The following is an 18,691-nucleotide window of genomic DNA, read 5'->3' as shown; positions in this document are numbered from 1 at the left end:
CGGTTCATGATTCGTCGCTTGTTCAGTTCGGTTACCGGCCTGGCTCGACGCTGGGCCTACCGTCGTCAGGGGCGGGATCACCCGCCCCTGACCCTGCACCGACGTCGAATCTACATCCTGCCAACACGCTTTGGCATGGGGCTGGCCTTGCTGGTCATGGCCATGATCCTGGCCGCCATGAACTACGCCAACAGCATGGGCTTTGCCCTGAGCTTCACCCTGGCCGGACTGGGCGTGGTCTGCATGCACCATGCCCACCGGGGACTGAACCGGCTGGTTGTCCGGCCGGGCAAAACGGGCCGGGGCTTCGCCGGGGAACGCCAGCACCTTGAGGTGCAGCTTGAAAACCCGGCACCCATTGCCCGCCGGGATATTCTGCTCACCGACGAGAGCGGCAACATCCTGGATTTCACCGATCTCTTCCCCCATGGCCATGCTCGTTTGCAATTACCCTGCACCCCCGAGCGTCGGGGCAGCGTCCGTATCCAACGCTTTGGACTCGCCACCGCTTACCCCATGGGCCTGTTCCGGGCCTGGTGCTGGCTGGACATGCCCCTGGAGGGATTGGCCTGGCCCAAGCCCCTGGCCAGCCCCATGCAACGGGCACCAGACCCGGAAGCGGAATCCGGCAAACGGCAACAAAGCGGGACCGAGGATTTCTCCCAGCTCCGAGATTATGCCAAGGGCGACCCCACCCGCCGGATCGCCTGGCGCCATTACCTGGCTCGAGGAGAGCTGATCGTCAAGGAGTTCGCCAGTCCGGCCGGTGAAAGCCCGGTCTGGCTGGACTGGGATCACAGCGGGGGCGGCGATCAGGAAAGCCGCCTGGCACGCCTCTGTCACTGGGTGCTGCAGGCCGAAGCCGCCACCGGCCCCTGGGGCCTGCGCCTGCCGGATGAGACCATCGGGCCGGGGCGGGGGGAACACCAGACCCGGCGGGCACTGGATGCCCTGGCCCGCTTTGGCGAGGACGGAGGGGGCGCCGGCCATGACTGATCTCCGCCCCCCATTACGGGAACGGGAGCTGCGCTGGCTCACCCTTGCCATGGGCGCCACCCTGATCCCTATTATCACCACCCTTCCCTATTGGGTGCCGTTTCTGGGCGCCCTGTTCGCCGTGTGGCGGCTGCTCCCCGGATGGCTGGGTCGCCAGCGGGCCCCTCTGGCCTTCCTGCGCCTACCCCTGGGTCTGCTTTGTTTTGGCGGCATCTACCTGGAATTCGGCAACCTTAACGGTATCGAACCAGGCACGGCGCTGCTGGTACTGATGCTGGGCCTGAAGCTGCTTGAAACCTGGAAACCGCGGGACGGTCTGGTGCTGGTCCTGCTGGCCTATATCTTGATGCTGGCGGTCTTTCTCGGCAACCAGAGCCTGCTGGCCGCACTCTGGCTCAGTGCCATCTGCTGTTTCCAGACCGCCATTCTGCTGCGCCTGACTCGCCTGGGGGAGCCTGGCCCGCTCCGTCCCAGCCTGGTGACTGCCGGAAAGCTGCTGCTCCAGGCCCTGCCCATTGCCATCATCCTGTTCGTGCTCTTCCCGCGGGTGCCGGGCCCCCTCTGGGGCACCCCCACCCCCGAGCCCCGGGCCACCACCGGCCTGTCCGACCGCATGTCGCCCGGCTCCATCAGTCAGTTGGCCCAGTCCAATGCCCTGGCCTTTCGGGTGAGCTTCCCGGAGCATGAAGCCCCCGAATCCGGCCAGCGATATTGGCGGGGCCCGGTCTTTCATGCCTTTGACGGACAGGAATGGCGGGAAGGACGCATGCCCGACCGGGAAGCCACCCTGCTGCCCCTGGGCGAAGGGGTGACCCAGGAAATCACCCTGGAGGCCCATGGCCAGGACTGGCTGATCGCCCTGGACATGCCCGGCGGTGAACTCCCGAATGACAGTCAGCTACGCGCCGACATGCGACTGCAAGCCGATGAGCCGGTCAGTGAGCGCCTCCGGTATCAGATCCAATCCTGGCCCAACTACGCTCTGGACCCGGAACTGCCCGAGGGCTGGCAAGAGCGATTAACCCGGCTTCCCGATGACAGCAATCCACAAACCCGGGAACTGGCCCGGGAATGGCTGGCCGAGGTGGACGGTGATCCACACGCCCTGGTAGACCGCGCCATGAGTCACTTTAACGAGGAAAGCTTCTATTACACCCTGGAGCCTCCCACCCTGGGCAGACACGGCATGGATGATTTTCTCTTCGACAGCCAGCGTGGCTTCTGCGAGCACTATGCCGCGGCCTTCACGGTTCTCATGCGGGCAGCGGACATTCCCAGCCGGGTGGTGACCGGCTATGTGGGGGGCGAATACAATCCCATGGCGGGCCATTTCCGCGTCCTGCAATCCAATGCCCATGCCTGGTCGGAAATCTGGTTACCGGAAGAAGGCTGGGTCCGAGTAGACCCCACCACGGCCATTGATCCCTCCCGCGTGGAAACTCAGGCTGGCGGCATGGCGTCCGGAACCGAGGGCGAGGACTGGGAGGGGGGATTCAACTGGGAGAATCTGGGTCTGCAGCTGGAGATGATCTGGGATACCATCCAGGCCCGCTGGGATGGCTGGTTTCTGGCCTACGGGCCGGAACAACAACGGGACTTTCTGGAACGCCTGGGCCTGCCCGGCAAGGACGCCATGCGACTGGCCCTGATCATGGTGGGGCTGGTAACCATCTTTGCCTTGCTGCTATGGCTGATCCTGTCCCTCAAACAACGTCCCCCGCGTCCCCGGGATCCCGTGGAACGTAGCTGGCAACGTTTTGAAGGGCGTATGCGCCGAGCCGGGCTGGCCCGCCAGCCCCAGGAAGGCCCCGCGGCCTGGTTGCAAAGACTGGAACGGGAGGTCCCCGGCGTAGCGGAACAACTCCGTCCCCTGATCAACCGCTTCCGCAGTGCCCGCTACGCGGGTACCAGCCCGCAAGGCAAGCAGCTGGAGCAGGCCCTGTCGGCCTGGCCGGCCCGGCGCTTGAAAAGGTTGGCCCGCCTGGACCGGTCCCGGCACTAGCCGTAGCTAACGGATAAGACTGATCAAGCCGCCAAGTGGTCGCGGGTGGCGCGAAACTCGATTTCGGGATTGCGTTCCTGGGCCAGGTCCAGATTGACCCGGGTGGGGGCGATATAAACCAACGCCCCGCTGTGGTCGATGGCCAGATTATCCTCCGCCCGACGACGGAAACGTTCCAGCTCTTTCTCGTCTTCGGCATAGGTCCAGCGGGCGGTGGCCACATTGATCGGCTCGAACTTGCAGTCCACGCCGTACTCGGTCTTGAGACGCTCGGCCACCACATCGAACTGCAACTGGCCCACCGCCCCGAGGATCAGATCATTGTTGCGCAGGGGACGAAACAACTGAGTGGCCCCTTCCTCACAGAGCTGGTCCAAGCCTTTCTGCAGCTGCTTCATGCGCAGCGGATCCGCCAGCACTGCCCGGCGGAACAGTTCCGGGGCAAAGTTGGGAATCCCGGTGAACTGCAATTCCTCACCTTCGGTAAAGGTATCGCCAATGCGAATGGTGCCGTGATTATGCACGCCGATGATGTCGCCGGCGTAAGCTTCTTCGGTGTGCTCCCGGTCAGAGGCCATGAAGGTCAGGGCCTTGCTGATCTTCACATCCTTGCCGATACGCACATGCTTGAGCTTCATGCCGGGCTTGAAACGACCGGAGCAGATGCGCATGAAGGCCACCCGATCCCGGTGGGCCGGATCCATATTGGCCTGCACCTTGAAGACAAAACCAGTGAGCTTGTCTTCCTCCGGCTGAATTTCCCGCACCGTGGTCTTGGCGGGCTTGGGCGAAGGCGCGGTACGCACAAAGCTTTCCAACAGCTCCTGGATCCCGAAGTTGGCAATGGCCGAACCGAAAAAGACCGGGCTCATCCGCCCGGCCAGATAGGCCTCCAGGTCAAAATCCGGGGTTGCCTCGCGTACCAGTTCCACTTCATCGGCATATTCCTCGGCCTCATCGCCCAAAAATTCCCGGGCCTCGTCCGAGGCCAGACCATCAATGGTGCGATGCACCCCTCGAGCCCCGCCCTCGGCTTCTTCGTAGATATAGATGCGGTCTTCCAGCAGGTGATAAATCCCCTTGAGGCGCTTGCCCATGCCAATGGGCCAAGTCACGGGCGTACACTGAATGCCCAGCACCCGTTCCACCTCGTCCATCAACTCCATGGGATCCCGGCCTTCCCGGTCCAGCTTGTTGATAAAGGTGTAGATCGGGGTATCCCGCAGGCGACAGACCTCCATCAGCTTGATGGTCCGCTCCTCCACCCCCTTGGCGCAGTCAATCACCATCAGGGCTGAATCCACTGCGGTCAGAGTTCGGTAGGTGTCTTCGGAGAAATCGGCGTGACCGGGGGTATCCAGCAGATTGACGATGCAATCGTCAAAGGGAAACTGCATCACCGAGGAGGTCACCGAGATGCCGCGTTCCTTCTCCATGGCCATCCAGTCGGAGGTGGCATGGCGGGCCGCCTTGCGCCCCTTGACGGTGCCGGCCAGCTGAATGGCGCCGCCAAACAGCAAGAGCTTTTCGGTGACCGTGGTCTTGCCGGCATCTGGGTGGGAGATGATGGCGAAAGTGCGCCGCCGCTGATGTTCCTGGGGCATGGGTTTGACTTCTATTCAGAACCAAACCGTGCATTTTAACAGACTGCCGCCGGTGGCGTGGCCCATGGCAGGCAGCGATCAATCCAGAAACAACTCCCGGGCCAGGACCAGAGCATCTTCCCGAATGCCGGAATGATTCGGATAGTAGCCCCGACGTAGACCGATCTCGTTGAAACCCAGTTGATCATACAATTCCCGGGCAGAGCGGTTGGAGGGACGGACTTCCAGCAACATGCGCTGGGCCCCGGCCCCGCGGGCCTCGGCCATCACATGGTTCATCAATTCCCGCCCCAGACCCAGGCGCTGCCAGGCGGGATCAATGCAGATATTAAGTACATGGGACTCACCCGCCGCCACCGAGACAATGGCATAACCGGCGATACAGCCCTGGGCCTCCATCACCCAGCAGTGATAGCCCGCTCTCAGGCAGTCCCGAAAAATACCCACCGGCCAGGGGAAACCATAGCCCCGGCGCTCAATCTCATGCACCCGCTCCAGATCCGCCTCCTGCATGGGGCGAGGCTGAACCACCTCTCCGGTCTGCCTGACCTGGCTCACATCCCCTCCTCCAGGGTCTTGCGGGCAAGGCGCAAATCCGCCCAGACCTTTCGCTTTTCCAGTGGCGAACGCAGCAGATAGGCCGGGTGATAGGTCACCACTGCCGGAATGCCAAAGCCTGGCAAACGGTGAACCTGGCCACGCAAACGTCCCAGCGGAGCAGTGCTATCCAACAGTGTCTGGGCCGAAACCCGGCCCACCAGCATCACCAAACGTGGCTGAATCAGCTGAATCTGACGCCGCAGATAAGGCAGACAGGCCGCGATTTCTTCCGGTTTGGGATCCCGGTTCTTGGGCGGCCGTGATTTGATGATATTGGCGATATAGACCGAATCCCGGGACTGGCCTGCCGCGTGCAGCATGGCATCCAGCAATTGCCCGGCCCGGCCCACGAAGGGCTCACCCCGGCGATCCTCTTCGGCTCCCGGCGCCTCACCAATGAACAGCCAGTCGGCCTCGGGATTGCCCACGCCGAACACCCCCTGGGTCCGTGTCTCATGCAAGCGGCAGCGCTGGCAATGGGCCACTTGTTCGGTCAAGGCAGACCAGTCCAGACCGGCCACTTCCGGCTGTGAGGAAGGAGACGGGTCCGATGGCTGAGTTCCCGGAGAGGTTGGGGCTTGCGGGGGTGGTGTGGCCATTGGCTGTGCGGGCGCCGTCTCTCCCTCCCGGGCAGACTCGGCGTTTGCCTCACGGCGCTGCCAGGCGGTAATGCCCAGCGCGTCCAGATAGGCACGCCGTCTTGCTTCATTACCCACCGTGATCACCTCCTCCTTCACGCTCCTTATTGGCAAACTTCAAAGCTCGCCTGCGGCGCCGCCAGAGGGACAGAACAGGTCCGGACAGGGCATATAGGAAAAAGCCTGCGAACAGCACCTTGGAGGGCGCCAGGGCAATCAGGATGAATAACACAGGAATGGCAATTACATAGGTAAACGGTACCCGGCCGCCGGCCAGATTGAGGTCCTTGAAACTGTAATAGCTGATATTGCTGACCATCAGGGCCGCCACCGCCACGGTCATGCCGTAGACGAAGGGCAACATCACAGCATTCTGAAGGTCCAGACTCGCCAGAAGCCAGGCCCCCACCGCCACGCAGGCAGCGGCCGACGGACTGGGCAGGCCCTGGAAGAAACGCTTATCGCTGCTGCCGGCGCGGGTGTTGAAGCGGGCCAGGCGCAGAGCCGCGGCTACGGCAAAAAAGAAGGCCACCAGCCAGGAAATCTGTATCCACCACCACCAGGGCTCGTCCCCCAGCACACCCAGGCCCCAGTTATAGACAATCATGGCCGGTGCCAGACCAAAGGAGACCAGATCGGACAGGCTGTCATATTCCCGGCCGAATTCACTTTCGGTACCGGTCAGCCGTGCCACCCGACCATCCACCCCATCCAGCAAAAAGGCCACCAACACCGCCACTCCGGCCGCCTGGAATCGGCCATCCATGGCCGAGATCATGGCAAAGAAGCCGGCAAACATGGCCGCCGTGGTGAACAGATTGGGCAGCAGATAGATGCCGCGCCGAATGGAGCGGGCACTGCCTTGCTCACGCTGTTTCCGTTTCTTGGCCGCCACGATGGAATCCTCGGGAATGGATGGCTGAAGTGTATGTTGCCACGACTGGCAAAGCGAGATAAGGGAGGCGCCCTGCACCCCCCTCGGATCACAATCCTATCGAAACCGTGGCCAGGCAACCATCAGTCATCGTGAACCAGGGTTGCCAGCAAGTCACTGCCCGCCCTTACCCGCTGTCCTGCCTTGACTTCCAGCTTAAGCTTTCCATAAACATGGACACGGGCTTCACGGGCCAGGCGACGATAGCCAAAACGCCACCCCTGCCCCAAGCGCTCCCCAGTGCGTACGAAGGCCACTGGTCGAGACCAGTAAGGACGCGATCGCCCCGTCAATTCCGTGACTACATCATCACCTTCATCGGTCTGCAGCCAAAGACCGCGCGTCGGACCCTCCTTCAACCCTCGCAGGCCCATGACCTTGCCTTCCACAGGGGCTCGGATGGACCAGGCAGCCAAGGGGGCAATACGAATCACGATCACCGTATCCTGGGGCTCCCCTTCGGGGGCTTTTGGCTGTTCAATAACCTCAATTACGCCATCCACCGGGCTAACGACAGCCAAGGGAAGGGCAGGAATATCCCGGGCCGGATCACGGAAAATAAAGATGAGGAATACCGTCAGCAACAGGCCCAGCAAGGCAATCCAGGGAAAAGGCAACAACAAGGCCAGGCCGGACATCAGCAGCAAAAAGGCAATGGGCCACCAGGCCTCGCCGGCAATCAGAGAACCATTACGCGCCATGCTATTTTTCCTTCATCCAGGGCATGTTGGCGCGCAAACGACGACCAACGGTTTCGATGGGATGGGAACGGGCTGCGACACGGCTTTCATTCAAAATAGTAAAGCCCGCACCCTGTTCCTCCTGCAAGCGGCGATCAAACTCGCCACTGCGGATCTCTTGCAAGGCCTGGCGCATGGCCTGACGGGAAGCCTCGCCGATAATCCGGGGGCCCTGACGCATGGCGCCGTAATCCGCAACCTCGGAGATGGATTCCCGCATACTCGCAATCCCGCGGGTATGGATGAGATCGGCGATCAGCTTGACCTCATGCAGGCAGCAGAAATAGGCCACTTCCTCGCTGTAACCCGCTTCCACCAGTGTTTCAAAGGCATTGCGGATCAACTCGCTCATGCCCCCCACCAGCACCGCCTGCTCGGCGAAGAGATCGGTTTCGGTTTCCTCGGCAAAGGTGGTTTCAATCACCCCGGCACGACCATGGCCACCGGCACCGGCATAGGCCAGGACGCGAGACCAGGCCTGCCCACTGCCGTCCTGAGCCACCGCCACCAGGGCCGGCACCCCGGCCCCCTTCTCGAACGTGGCCCGGACCTGCTCGCCAATGCCCAGCGGGGCCACCATCAGCACATCCAGGTCCTCCCGGGCCCGGATATGACCGTGGTGGACGGCGTAGCCATGGGCGAAGATCAGCGCCGCCCCGGGTTTCAGGGCTGGCGCCAGCACCGATTGGTACAGGGCCGGCTGCTCGCCGTCCGGCACCAGCATCACCGCCATATCCGCCCACTCAGCGGCCGCTTCCAGCGACAGCACCGAGAGACCATCGGCTTCGGCCCGTTCACGGCTTGAGGAGTCGGCTCTCAGGGCCACGCGGACATTGAAGCCGGCATCAAGAAGATTGCGGGCCTGGGCCCGGCCCTGGGCCCCGTAACCGAAGACGGCAATGGCGCAATCCGCCAAGGGACTCCGGTCCAGATCCTGATCGTACCAAGTGCTCATGCTTGCCTGGCTCCATCGCCAAGGGGAAGGCGAGGTAAGCTACTGCGCCATTGGACCCGAATCAAGCCTCGGGACTGTCCCCGACCGCCCCAGGGCGTTAAAATGCGGTGGCTTTCCCAAGAATTCATCCATCGCCGCAATCAAAGGGGCAGTAATGCGCGTTTCCCAATTTCCCCTGTTTACCCTGAAGGAAACTCCGGCCGACGCCGAAATCATCTCCCACCAGCTGATGCTGCGCTCGGGCATGATCCGCCGCCTGGCCTCGGGCCTGTATACCTGGCTGCCCTTGGGGTTGAAGGTATTGCGGCGTGTAGAGCAAGTGGTGCGAGAGGAAATGAACCGCGCAGGCGCCGTGGAGCTGATGATGCCCGCCGTCCAGCCGGCCGAATTGTGGCGGGAATCCGACCGCTGGGAGGCCTATGGGCCGGAACTGCTGCGCCTCAAGGACCGCCATGAGCGGGAGTTCTGCTTCGGCCCGACCCATGAAGAAGTCATCACCGACATGGCCCGAAATGAGTTGCGAAGCTACCGCCAGCTGCCGGTGAATTTCTATCAGATCCAGACCAAGTTCCGCGACGAGATTCGGCCGCGCTTCGGTGTGATGCGGGCCCGGGAATTCCTCATGAAGGATGCTTATTCCTTCCACATCGACCAGGCCTCCCTGGCCGAGGGCTATCAGGCCATGTTCGATGCCTATAACCGCATTTTCGAACGCCTGGGCCTGAGCTTTCGCTCGGTGGATGCCGACAGCGGCAGCATTGGTGGCAGTGTCTCCCGCGAATTCCATGTATTGGCCGACTCCGGTGAGGATGAAATCCTCTCCGCCGACCAGGGGGATTACGCCGCCAACACCGAACTGGCCACCAGCCCCGGTCCGGTCATCGAGCCACAGGCTCCGGCCGAGGCCAGCAAGCAGGCCACCCCGGATACCGAAACCGTGGCGGCCCAGGCCAAGCATCTGAACCTGCCCCTGGACCGGATTGTGAAATCCGTGGTGGTGATGGCCGACGAGGAACCGGCCGTGCTATTCATCAGCGGCGACGACGAGCTCAACCTGATCAAGGCCGCCCGGGCCCTGGATGCCGAAGACGTCCGCCTGGCCACGGGGGAAGAGGCGCTCAAAGCCACCGGCGTGCCCAAGGGCTTCATCGGCCCCATCGGCCTGCCGGAGGGTCTTGCCGTGCGAGTGGATCATCGTGCAGCCACGGCCAGCAACTTCTCCTCCGGTGCCAATGAGAAGGATATGCACTGGATCAATCTCAACTGGGACCGGGACGTGGCCCTGCCGGCCACCGCCGATCTGCGGCTGGCCCGGGCCGGAGAACCGGCCCCCGAGGGCCAGGGCACCCTACGCTCCAGCCGGGGCATTGAGGTGGGACACATCTTCCAGCTGGGCACCAAGTACAGCGACTCCATGAACGCCACCGTGCTGGATGAATCCGGCAAGGACGTGCCCATGCACATGGGTTGTTACGGGATCGGCGTCAGTCGCATCGTGGCCGCCGCCATCGAACAGAATCACGATGAACAGGGCATTATCTGGCCGCAACCCATCGCCCCCTTCCAGGTGGTAATCATCGGCATCGGCATGGATCGGGATGAGGCCGTCCGTGAAGCGGCCGAATCACTCCACGATGCCTTCCAGGGTGCCGGCGTGGAGGCACTGCTGGATGACCGGGATGCCCGTCCCGGGGTGAAATTCGCCGATGCGGAGCTGATCGGCATTCCCCATCGACTGGTGATCGGCAAGAAATCCCTGGCCAATGGCAAGGTGGAATACCGCGGCCGGCGGGATAGCGAGAACCGGGAACTGGACTATGCTGGGATTGTGGACACCCTGGTGGGAAAACTCGGAGACTAGGATCATGTCATCCGTGCTGCGCCGAGTCGTGCTGCTGCTCTGCCTGCTTGGCGGCTGGTGTACGGTCCAGGCCGGCAACCAACAGGACGTGGATGAAGACCTGAGACAGGCCCTCAAGGAAGCGGTGGAAGAAAGCAGCAGCTTCGAAGATCGCTTCGAGGCCCAAGTCTGGCTGATGGACATGTCCGATCGCCTGGCGCCCATCATTTCCAATGAAGAAAAACGTCTACGAATACTGAGGAAAGTTCACGCCGAAGCCGCCCGCGTGGATCTGGACCCGGAGCTGGTTCTGGCGGTGATCCAGGTGGAAAGCAATTTCGATCGCTTTGCCATCTCGGTGGTGGGCGCCCGGGGGTTAATGCAGATCATGCCCTTCTGGCTGGAGGAGATCGGGCGACCTGACGACAATCTTTTTGATATCGCCACCAACCTGCGCTTCGGCTGCACCATTCTGCGCCATTATCTGGACAAGGAAGACGGCAATCTGACCCGGGCCTTGGCGCGCTACAACGGCAGCCTGGGCAGCATGCGTTACCCCAGCCTGGTCTACACCGCCTTGGCCGAACGCTGGCACAAATAGAGCATCAGGCAATGGAAAAGCGGCCCGATGGCTGCTCATCGCTGTGCTGGGCTTCGACATTATCCACGTCCGCTGCGGGTGAGCCCTGCCACAGCCACTCCTCCAGGGCCGAAACCGCCCCGGGATCACCGGCCGCGACCACTTCCACCCGGCCATCCGGCAGATTCCTGGCCCAGCCCGAGACCCCGAGCTGATTGGCCTGCTCCCGGGTACTGGCCCTGAAAAACACGCCTTGCACCTTGCCGGAGACCAGAAATCGTTTGCTCACGATGTCAGCCATTGCCTTGCCCTCTCACTCATTTGGTTCACGCTGCTGCAAACCCCATTACGTCAAGCCAGCTTGCGGCCCTGATAAGAAAATCATGGCGATGAGACCGGCAAAAGAAAAGGGCCCCGAAGGGCCCTTTTCCACTACTTCCGATTGAAGCGTCCGATTAACGGTCGTCGGCTTCGCGCAGATAGTCACGATCGGAATCTTCCACTCGACCAATCTGCCACTCGCCACGGTTGCGGGCATGATCCACAGCGTGGTCACGGGCGGACTCGGTGGGATGCTTGTAGATCTTGAACTCCTGGTCCGGATGGATCAGATCAGCATCGTCGATCTTGTCGCTGTTGGCACGATAGATCAGCGGCCACTGGTAGGGATCGTCATAGACGTCGGAATGGCCGGAGATCCGCCACAGGCTGTCACCACGTTCCACGGTGTAGTTCATGGTGGCGGCCTTCAGCTCGGACACCAGGGAGCGGGCACGCTCGTAGGCATCCCGGTAGTTGCCCTGGTCGTAATCCCGTTCAGCACGACTCAGACGATCACGCTGATCGGAACTCAGATTGGTGAAGGTCTTGGCCTTCTCAATGTACTCACCTGCCTTGTCGGCATAGCACTCGTCCATCGCGCTGCGTGCTTCCTGGGAGGCACGCTCGGCATATTCCTGAGCCTGCTCGAACTCTTCGTCGGTCTTGGCTTCTTCGGCACGCTCCAGATAAGTGGTGGCATTGCCGGTGTCCGTGCAGGGCTCTTCAGCAGAACCGATGACCGAACGGGCATCTTCGATGGCCTGACGGGCCATATCGCGAGCTTCCTCGTCGATTTCAGGCTCGTCGGGTGCGGTCTGACAACCCACCGCCATACCGGCGGCAAGCGCCAGAATTACTGCGTGTTTGCGGGAAAGCTTGATCATTTGGAACAACTCCTGAGTGCGCTTGTTATTCTGTCCGTTCTAAGGAACCAAAATTTTAACGTCCATACGGGTGCGAAAGTAGCATCGCCATTTTTCCCAAGTCAAGAAAATGGCGCGGTTAAGCCAAACCATTTCAGGATCTTGGAATCCATCCCTTGGTGTACTTTCTGAAGAATCAGCAGTCCGTACATTGAGCCCCAGGTGATGAGTGCCTATTATGCACCTGTTTTAGAAAACTAGCAGCGGCCTAAGCCGTGGTCAAGCCAGTATTTTTTGGTGTTTTTTGGCGAGGAATGGATAATGCCGGTTACAATTTACCATAACACCCGTTGTTCCAAGTCCCGGGCTACTCTGAAACTGATCGAAGAAGCCGGGTTTCAGGCGGAAATTATCGACTATATGAAACACCCTCCCGCCCCCGAAACCCTGGAAGTGTTGCTTCAGAAACTGGGCATGCAAGCCAAGGACCTGGTACGCCGAAACGAAACCGCCTTCAAGGGAGCCGGTCTTGATCAGGCCGATGAACGGACTCTGATTGAGGCCATGTCTCGAGAACCCCGCCTGATTCAACGCCCCATCGTGGTCCGGGGCCAGCGGGCCCGGCTCGGACGCCCTCCCGAAGATGTCCTGGAAATTTTGGAGTAAACGGCAATGCCGAAGATCCTGGTGCTCTATTACTCCCGCCACGGCAGTGTGGCGCGACTGGCCCGGCAAGTGGCGCGGGGGGTGGCAACCGTCAAGGGGGCCGAGGCCGTGGTGCGAACGGTACCGCCCGTCTCCGCCACCTCGGAAGCCACTAATCCACCGGTACCGGACGACGGACCGCCCTATGCAAGCCTCGACGACCTTGCCGAATGCGACGGCCTGATTCTGGGTTCTCCCACCCGCTTCGGCAATATGGCCGCCCCCCTCAAGCATTTCCTGGACAATACGACGTCACTGTGGCTCAAGGGAACGCTGGTGGACCGCCCGGCCGCGGTATTCACTGCCACCGGCAGCCTGCATGGCGGCCAGGAGACCACTCTGACCAGCATGATGCTGCCCTTGATGCATCATGGCATGCTTCTGGTGGGCCTGCCCTATACCGAGGCGGCCCTGCAGCAGACCCGTAGCGGTGGCACGCCTTATGGCGCCAGCCATTTCGCCGGCAGCGATGGCAGCGAACCCGATACGGAAGAAGAAACCCAATTGGCCCAGGTCCTGGGGGCTCGGGTCGCCCGGCTGTCCCGGGCACTGACGGAGTCCCGGTCATGATCAGTCTGAAACGAGCCAAACTCACCTGCACCGCCATTGCCTTCATCCTGGCGGCCACCTGGGCGATGGGTTATGGCTGGTGGCACCCGCTGGCCGAACAGCCCCTGTTGTGGGCCGCCATTGGCGCCCTGCCCCTGCTACTGCTGATTCCCGGGGTGCTCCAGGACAAAACCCTGCCCACCGCAGTGATGGGTTTTCTGGCCCTCTTTTATATGGCCCATGGCTTCACCGAAGTGATGGCCAACCCGGAAATCCGGGTCCTGTCCACCCTCATCGCCCTGCTGGCATTGGGACTATTCCTGTCGGCAGGCCATACCTTGCGGGTTCAGAGTGTGCTGCGGCGCAGCCAGTAAGGCGGCTTGGTGATACCCCGAAAATCGAGGCTAGAGTTCGGGGTCCAGGGCCTCCCGCAGGAAGGGGATGGTCAGGCGCCGCTGAGCACTGAGGGAGAGGCGATCCAGGCGATCGGCCAGCGCCATCAGGGTATGCATGTCTCGCCGGGCGCGGCGTAGCAACCAGCGGGCGCTCTCCTCGGGCAGAACCAACCCCTGGCGTTCCATGCGCTGTGTCAAGGCAACCGCCAGGGTCTGATCATCGGGCGGACTCAGCTGATAGACCGGCCCGGATGCCAAGCGGGAGGCCAGGTCGGGCAGATCCAGGCCCAGATTGCCCGGTAGGTCCTTGGCCGTCACCACTAGGCTGCCGGCCTGCTCCTTAATCCCCTCGTAGAGGCGAAACAGCGCCCGCTCCCAGGCGAAATCCCCCACCATGGCGTCCAGGTCATCGATGCAGACCAGGTCAAAACCGTCCCAGCCCTGGAGCAACTCCGGGTCCCTGAGGGCCTTGTCCGAGAGCGGCAGATAGGCGGTCATCTGGCCGGCGCCATGGGCTTGCCGGCAAATCCCCTGCAGCAGGTGGGACTTGCCGCTGGCCGCCGACCCGGCAAAATACAAACAACCACTGAGCCGGCCTTCCGCCACGGCCTCGGCGGCGGCCAATGCCTCGCCGTTACTGCCCGGAACAAAATCCCGCAATCGGGTCTCCAGTGGCAGGGTGACGCCCAGAGGCAGCTGAGTACCCATGGCGGCTGGACTCATGCCTGCTCCCGGCGGCCGGCCCGGCCAATGCGACGCAGCCAGTCCTGAAGGTAATCCAGGCCGCTGACCACCACGGAGAGGGTGGCCACGGTCACCGCACCGGCCATCAAGGATTCATTGAGCAGGTTCCAGGCGGCATCCGCAATCACCACCAGCACAAAACCCACCTGCACGGCCGTATTGATCTTGCTGGTCAACCGCGGGGTGACCCGAAAGTTGGCCAAATGATGCCGGTTATACCAGGCTCCCAGGACAATCCACAGGTCACGGACAAAGACCAGGGCCACCAACCAGACCGGAACCAAGCCGATCCAGCCCAGCGTAATGAACACCGAGGCCATCAAGAGCTTGTCGGCCGCAGCATCCAACAGCGCACCAAGACGGCTCTGCCAGCCAAAACGCTTGGCCAGCCAGCCATCCACACCATCGGAGATGCCGGCCAGGGCGAACAGCACCAGGGTCCAGAAATAGGCATCATTAAGCAGTAGCCCGATCATGGGCGGGATCAACAGCAAGCGCAGGAGGCTCAAGGCATTAGGCAGCCAGCGCAAACTCATGGTCGCACCCGGTAGGTTGGCATGGCTTCCACCGGGATCAGGCCAGCGGTGACTTGATCTTCATCCGTCGCGGCGCTGCCGTCGACCCGCGCGAGGCGATCACCCAGCTCAATTGCCTGTTCCAGGCTCTGGCGACCACCCCGGGCCTGAATCCGAAAAATGGCCGTATCGCTTTGCAGGGACTCCAGACGAATCTGCTCCACCGGGGTCAGCCCCCGCAAATGCCGTTCCACTCGGACATAATCCTCCAGCTCGCCCAGGCCCTGAATCCGCAAGCGAACCTCATCATCACTACCAACCCCGCCACGAACGGCAAAGCGCCGGGCCAGACGATCGGCCATCTCGTGGATGCCATCTCCAAGGACTTCCTCTCGGTCTGCCAGGCTGCCGCGCCAACGCACCGAACCATCCGGCTGGTAAAGCGTCCAGCGGCCTTCCCAGCGATCACCGGAAGCCCGATCCACCCGGCCAATCAGGATGGCATTGGGCCCATAACGAGCGGAGGCCTCCAGCGCCCGCTCATCAAAGCCGCCCCAGATATCGGCAAAATCCACTGCGGCCCGGTCTTCCAGGTCCATGATGGGAAACAGTAGGGGCAAACCCCGCTCTTGCGCGGCATCCAGCACTGAACCGGCCTGCTCACGAACCTCATCTTCGGTCAGCAGGTCACGATCCCGGCCATCCCTGACCGCCAGCCACACCAGGGCGCGCGGGCGTTCCCGCCCCCACAATGGCGCATCGGCCTGACGCACCAGGCGATCCACGGCCTCGGCGTCAAAGCTGACCGACAGAATCAGTTCATCCTCGCGGGACTGAATGCTGAAGCGCTCCACCAGCCGCGGCATGGCTTCCACCAGCGTGGCCAGGGATTCCTGCGACTCGGGGTCACGCTCCCCGGTAATTCGGGTCAGCACCCGCTGTCCGGCTTGGCGGGTCCCTTCCTGCCGACTGGCATCGCTCCGGTCAGGCACCGTCACTTCCGCCTCGTACAAGGCATCCCCGCTGACCCCGGCGGCCTGAACAGGCGCCGATAGCCAAAACAGGGCCAGCATCAGCAGGCCCATCCATTGGAAGGCAATATATCGATTCATCAGGCTATTTCCGTACTCGCAGTCCATTAGGGGCGGTAATGACGTGTTCCGGCCCTGCCGGGCCCCACCCAAGCTCATGTACAATACCACAGCCGCGCGCCCAGGCAGACCGCCCGGCGGCCACCTAAAGCGATGAAACTGGAAGCATTCATGAGCAGCAAACGCCCCTTGACCTACCGTAATGCCGGTGTCGACATCGATGCCGGGGAAGAGCTGGTAAAACGCATTGGCCCGGCCGTGGCCGCCACCCGCCGGGACGGGGTGGTAACCGGCCTGGGCGGCTTCGGCGGCCTGTTCGAGTTGCCGGAGGGCTATCGCAAGCCCGTCCTGGTCTCGGGCACCGACGGGGTGGGCACCAAACTGCGCCTGGCCCTGGAAACAGGCCGGCACGATACGGTGGGCATTGATCTTGTCGCCATGTGCGTCAACGACATCGTGGTCCTGGGCGCCGAACCCCTGTTTTTCCTGGACTACTACGCCACCGGCAAGCTGGACGTTGATGTGGCCGAATCGGTGGTCAAGGGCATTGCCGAGGGCTGCCGTCAGGCCGGGGCCGGCCTGATCGGGGGTGAAACGGCGGAAATGCCCGGCATGTACCAGGACGGCGACTACGATCTGGCCGGTTTCACCGTGGGCATCGTAGAGAAGGATGAGATCATCGATGGTAGCCGGATCCAGGACGGGGATGTGGTCCTCGGCCTGGGTTCCAGCGGGGTGCACTCCAACGGCTACTCCCTGGTTCGCAAGATTCTTGAGCAATCAGACGATGCCGATTCGGTGGAGATCGACGGCCGGCCCCTGAAAGAGGCGCTTTTGGCCCCCACCCGCATCTATGTCCGCGCCCTGCTGGATCTATTCCGAAATGGCCGGGTCCATGGCGCCGCCCACATCACCGGTGGCGGTCTCACCGAGAATATTCCCCGGGTTCTGCCAAAAGGCCTGGGTGTGGAGCTGGACGGCAATGCCTGGCCCCTGCCGCCGCTGTTCCAGTGGCTGCAGGAAGCCGGGGATATTGAAATAGCGGAGATGCGCCGAACCTTCAACTGCGGGATCGGCATGGTGGTCATCGTGCCGGCCGAGGAAGCCGATGCCGCCCTGCAACGCCTCACCGCCCAGGGTGAACAGGTCTATCGCATTGGCCGGGTCAAGAACGGCGTCGACGGTGTTGAATACCGGTGACCCCCCGCTCGCCCGAGAATGCCTCCCTGGTGGTGCTGCTCTCCGGCCGGGGCAGCACTTATCAGGCGCTGGAAACGGCCTGCGGCCGGGGTCGGATGCCGGCCCAGATCGCCGCGGTTGTCAGTGATCGGCCCAAGGCCCATGGTCTGACCCTGGCCCGGGAGCACGGTTATGCAGCGGTGGCGGTTCCCCGCCGGGATCACCCGGATCGCGAAAGCCATGAACAGGCCATGGCCGAAGCCATTGATCGTTACCAACCCGACTGGATCATCCTGGCCGGCTACATGCGCATTCTGGGCAAGGCTTTCGTAGAGCGTTACCAGGGCCGCATGCTCAACACCCACCCTTCCCTGCTCCCGGCCTACCGGGGTCTGAACACCTATCAACGGGCCCTGGAGGCCGGGGAAAGCCTTCACGGCTGCAGTATTCATTTTGTTACCGAAGCCCTGGACGGCGGCCCGGTGATTGCCCAGGCCGAGGTGCCGGTTTACCCGGGGGATACGGCAGAGGAACTTGAGGCCCGCACCCGTGCCAGAGAACGTATGCTCTACCCGATGGTTATCAAGCTGGCCGTGGAAGGCCGGCTGAGCATGCGGGACGAAGCCGTCCTTCTGGATAACACCCCCTTAAAGGCCCCGCTCAAGCTGGCCTGGGACAAGGAGACACTGGAATGACCCATCGCGCCAACTGGACCTGGCTCATCACCCTGGTGCTGGCCGTCATCACCACCCCCGCCGTGGCGGACCAGCCCGAGCCCCAGGCCTTTGAAGCGGAATACCGGGCCTTTTACGGTTCCATGCGCGGAGCCGCCACCCGCTTCCAGCTGGAATCCCATGAAAATGACCAATGGCTATGGCGATCCATCAGCGAGCCCGCCGGCATGGTGGCCATGTTCCGTGATGACGTGATCACAGAGGAATCCCGTTTCAGCATCGGCGATGAAGGTCTGGTCCTGCACAGTTATCACTACCTGCACCTGGAGGGCGACGAGCCCCGCCGGGAGCGGCTGCTGGACGTGGACTGGGACCGGGGTACGGTCCGCTACGATGACGACGGTAATCAGGGTGAAATGGATGCCCGCCCCGGCAGCCTGGATCGCTTCCTGGCCCAGTACGCCCTGATGCGGGACCTGGCGCGGGGAGAACGCCCGGAGCAGTATCTGATCGTGGATCGGGATGAGCACTTCGAGCAGCGATTGCGCTATCGCGGCGAGGAAGGAATCCGGACACGGGCTGGACGATTCACCACCCTGCGGGTGGACATGGAAGACAAGGACTCGGACCGGGTGCTGGCCGTCTGGATGGCACCGGAACTGGGTTATCTGCCGGTACAACTGGAGCAGCGGGAACCGGGGGAGCGCACCGTCCGCATGGAACTCGAAGACACCGACCACCCCGGGCAATAGCAACAGGGCCAGAC

Annotated in this window: 21 protein-coding genes; 10 read left to right on the top strand and 11 right to left on the bottom strand. The window is 62.4% G+C overall.

Features of this window, described 5'->3' with window-relative positions:
* Positions 1–6 precede the first annotated feature (6 nt).
* Together J2T60_RS00740 and J2T60_RS00735 are read left to right on the top strand one after the other, a co-directional pair.
* A complete protein-coding gene (locus J2T60_RS00740; protein ID WP_253444023.1) occupies positions 7–996 on the top strand; it encodes a DUF58 domain-containing protein in 990 nt (329 codons plus the stop codon).
* Positions 989–2,998 (top strand): transglutaminase TgpA family protein, encoded by a 2,010-nt coding sequence (locus tag J2T60_RS00735; protein WP_253444020.1) that lies wholly within the window; start codon positions 989–991, stop codon positions 2,996–2,998. Before J2T60_RS00740 ends, J2T60_RS00735 begins: the two co-directional genes overlap by 8 nt.
* A gap of 23 nt (positions 2,999–3,021) precedes the next feature.
* Here the strand turns inward: J2T60_RS00735 and J2T60_RS00730 are convergent, their stop codons facing one another.
* From J2T60_RS00730 to ilvC, 6 genes are all read right to left on the bottom strand, one after another.
* Entirely contained in the window at positions 3,022–4,602 is a 1,581-nt protein-coding gene (locus J2T60_RS00730; protein WP_253444017.1) for a peptide chain release factor 3, read from the bottom strand.
* A 78-nt stretch (positions 4,603–4,680) separates the two neighbouring features.
* Positions 4,681–5,160 carry a ribosomal protein S18-alanine N-acetyltransferase gene (gene rimI, locus J2T60_RS00725; protein WP_253444014.1) on the bottom strand — a complete coding sequence of 160 codons (480 nt, stop codon included), beginning with the start codon at positions 5,158–5,160 and terminating at the stop codon, positions 4,681–4,683.
* The gene (locus J2T60_RS00720; RefSeq protein WP_253444011.1) at positions 5,157–5,939 is read right to left on the bottom strand and encodes a uracil-DNA glycosylase; all 783 of its coding nucleotides are present in this window, start codon (positions 5,937–5,939) and stop codon (positions 5,157–5,159) included. Before J2T60_RS00720 ends, rimI begins: the two co-directional genes overlap by 4 nt.
* A complete protein-coding gene (pssA, locus tag J2T60_RS00715; protein WP_374728476.1) occupies positions 5,911–6,738 on the bottom strand; it encodes a CDP-diacylglycerol--serine O-phosphatidyltransferase in 828 nt (275 codons plus the stop codon). The genes J2T60_RS00720 and pssA overlap by 29 nt, the downstream gene beginning before the upstream one ends.
* A 119-nt stretch (positions 6,739–6,857) precedes the next feature.
* Positions 6,858–7,475, bottom strand: coding sequence for a phosphatidylserine decarboxylase (locus tag J2T60_RS00710; protein WP_253444004.1), 618 nt, complete (start codon positions 7,473–7,475; stop codon positions 6,858–6,860).
* Between the two features lies 1 nt (position 7,476).
* The gene (gene ilvC, locus J2T60_RS00705) at positions 7,477–8,469 is read right to left on the bottom strand and encodes a ketol-acid reductoisomerase (RefSeq protein WP_253444001.1); all 993 of its coding nucleotides are present in this window, start codon (positions 8,467–8,469) and stop codon (positions 7,477–7,479) included.
* A gap of 154 nt (positions 8,470–8,623) precedes the next feature.
* Between ilvC and J2T60_RS00700 the strand changes: the two genes are divergently transcribed.
* Positions 8,624–10,330: a proline--tRNA ligase gene (locus tag J2T60_RS00700; RefSeq protein ID WP_253443998.1), complete on the top strand. Its 1,707-nt coding sequence runs from the start codon at positions 8,624–8,626 to the stop codon at positions 10,328–10,330.
* Positions 10,331–10,334: 4 nt separating this feature from the next.
* The gene (locus J2T60_RS00695) at positions 10,335–10,910 is read left to right on the top strand and encodes a lytic transglycosylase domain-containing protein (protein WP_253443995.1); all 576 of its coding nucleotides are present in this window, start codon (positions 10,335–10,337) and stop codon (positions 10,908–10,910) included.
* A gap of 4 nt (positions 10,911–10,914) precedes the next feature.
* Here J2T60_RS00695 and J2T60_RS00690 read toward each other — a convergent pair whose 3' ends face one another.
* The gene (locus J2T60_RS00690; protein WP_253443992.1) at positions 10,915–11,190 is read right to left on the bottom strand and encodes an acylphosphatase; all 276 of its coding nucleotides are present in this window, start codon (positions 11,188–11,190) and stop codon (positions 10,915–10,917) included.
* 154 nt (positions 11,191–11,344) lie between these two features.
* Entirely contained in the window at positions 11,345–12,094 is a 750-nt protein-coding gene (locus J2T60_RS00685; protein WP_253443990.1) for a LysM peptidoglycan-binding domain-containing protein, read from the bottom strand.
* A 300-nt stretch (positions 12,095–12,394) separates the two neighbouring features.
* Between J2T60_RS00685 and arsC the strand changes: the two genes are divergently transcribed.
* Genes arsC through J2T60_RS00670 form a run of 3 tightly spaced genes read left to right on the top strand, consistent with a single transcriptional unit; the run spans position 12,395 to position 13,701 of the window.
* Positions 12,395–12,739, top strand: coding sequence for an arsenate reductase (glutaredoxin) (arsC, locus tag J2T60_RS00680; RefSeq protein ID WP_253443987.1), 345 nt, complete (start codon positions 12,395–12,397; stop codon positions 12,737–12,739).
* A 6-nt stretch (positions 12,740–12,745) separates the two neighbouring features.
* Positions 12,746–13,348, top strand: coding sequence for an NAD(P)H:quinone oxidoreductase (gene wrbA / locus J2T60_RS00675; RefSeq protein ID WP_253443984.1), 603 nt, complete (start codon positions 12,746–12,748; stop codon positions 13,346–13,348).
* On the top strand, positions 13,345–13,701 hold the full coding sequence (locus J2T60_RS00670) for a DUF2069 domain-containing protein (protein ID WP_253443981.1): 357 nt from the start codon (positions 13,345–13,347) through the stop codon (positions 13,699–13,701). Before wrbA ends, J2T60_RS00670 begins: the two co-directional genes overlap by 4 nt.
* 30 nt (positions 13,702–13,731) lie before the next feature.
* On the opposite strand, the gene hda is transcribed toward J2T60_RS00670, so the two are convergent.
* Genes hda through J2T60_RS00655 form a run of 3 tightly spaced genes read right to left on the bottom strand, consistent with a single transcriptional unit; the run spans position 13,732 to position 16,093 of the window.
* On the bottom strand, positions 13,732–14,445 hold the full coding sequence (gene hda / locus J2T60_RS00665) for a DnaA regulatory inactivator Hda (protein ID WP_253443978.1): 714 nt from the start codon (positions 14,443–14,445) through the stop codon (positions 13,732–13,734).
* Complete coding sequence (locus J2T60_RS00660; RefSeq protein ID WP_253443975.1) at positions 14,442–15,002, bottom strand: CDP-alcohol phosphatidyltransferase family protein; 561 nt, start codon at positions 15,000–15,002, stop codon at positions 14,442–14,444. Before J2T60_RS00660 ends, hda begins: the two co-directional genes overlap by 4 nt.
* Entirely contained in the window at positions 14,999–16,093 is a 1,095-nt protein-coding gene (locus J2T60_RS00655; protein ID WP_253443973.1) for a DUF2066 domain-containing protein, read from the bottom strand. The genes J2T60_RS00660 and J2T60_RS00655 overlap by 4 nt, the downstream gene beginning before the upstream one ends.
* A 150-nt stretch (positions 16,094–16,243) precedes the next feature.
* On the opposite strand from J2T60_RS00655, the gene purM reads away from it, so the two are divergent.
* Genes purM through J2T60_RS00640 form a run of 3 tightly spaced genes read left to right on the top strand, consistent with a single transcriptional unit; the run spans position 16,244 to position 18,677 of the window.
* Positions 16,244–17,272, top strand: a complete 1,029-nt coding sequence (purM, locus tag J2T60_RS00650; protein WP_253443971.1) for a phosphoribosylformylglycinamidine cyclo-ligase — start codon at positions 16,244–16,246, stop codon at positions 17,270–17,272.
* Positions 17,269–17,946: a phosphoribosylglycinamide formyltransferase gene (gene purN / locus J2T60_RS00645; protein WP_253443969.1), complete on the top strand. Its 678-nt coding sequence runs from the start codon at positions 17,269–17,271 to the stop codon at positions 17,944–17,946. Before purM ends, purN begins: the two co-directional genes overlap by 4 nt.
* On the top strand, positions 17,943–18,677 hold the full coding sequence (locus tag J2T60_RS00640) for a DUF3108 domain-containing protein (protein ID WP_253443967.1): 735 nt from the start codon (positions 17,943–17,945) through the stop codon (positions 18,675–18,677). The genes purN and J2T60_RS00640 overlap by 4 nt, the downstream gene beginning before the upstream one ends.
* Positions 18,678–18,691 lie beyond the last annotated feature (14 nt).

It is taken from the genome of Natronospira proteinivora, from assembly GCF_024170465.1.
GTDB classification, from domain to species: Bacteria; Pseudomonadota; Gammaproteobacteria; order Natronospirales; family Natronospiraceae; genus Natronospira; species Natronospira proteinivora.
Note: the sequence above shows the minus strand (reverse complement) of the source record. Positions and strands in the feature narration are given on the sequence as shown.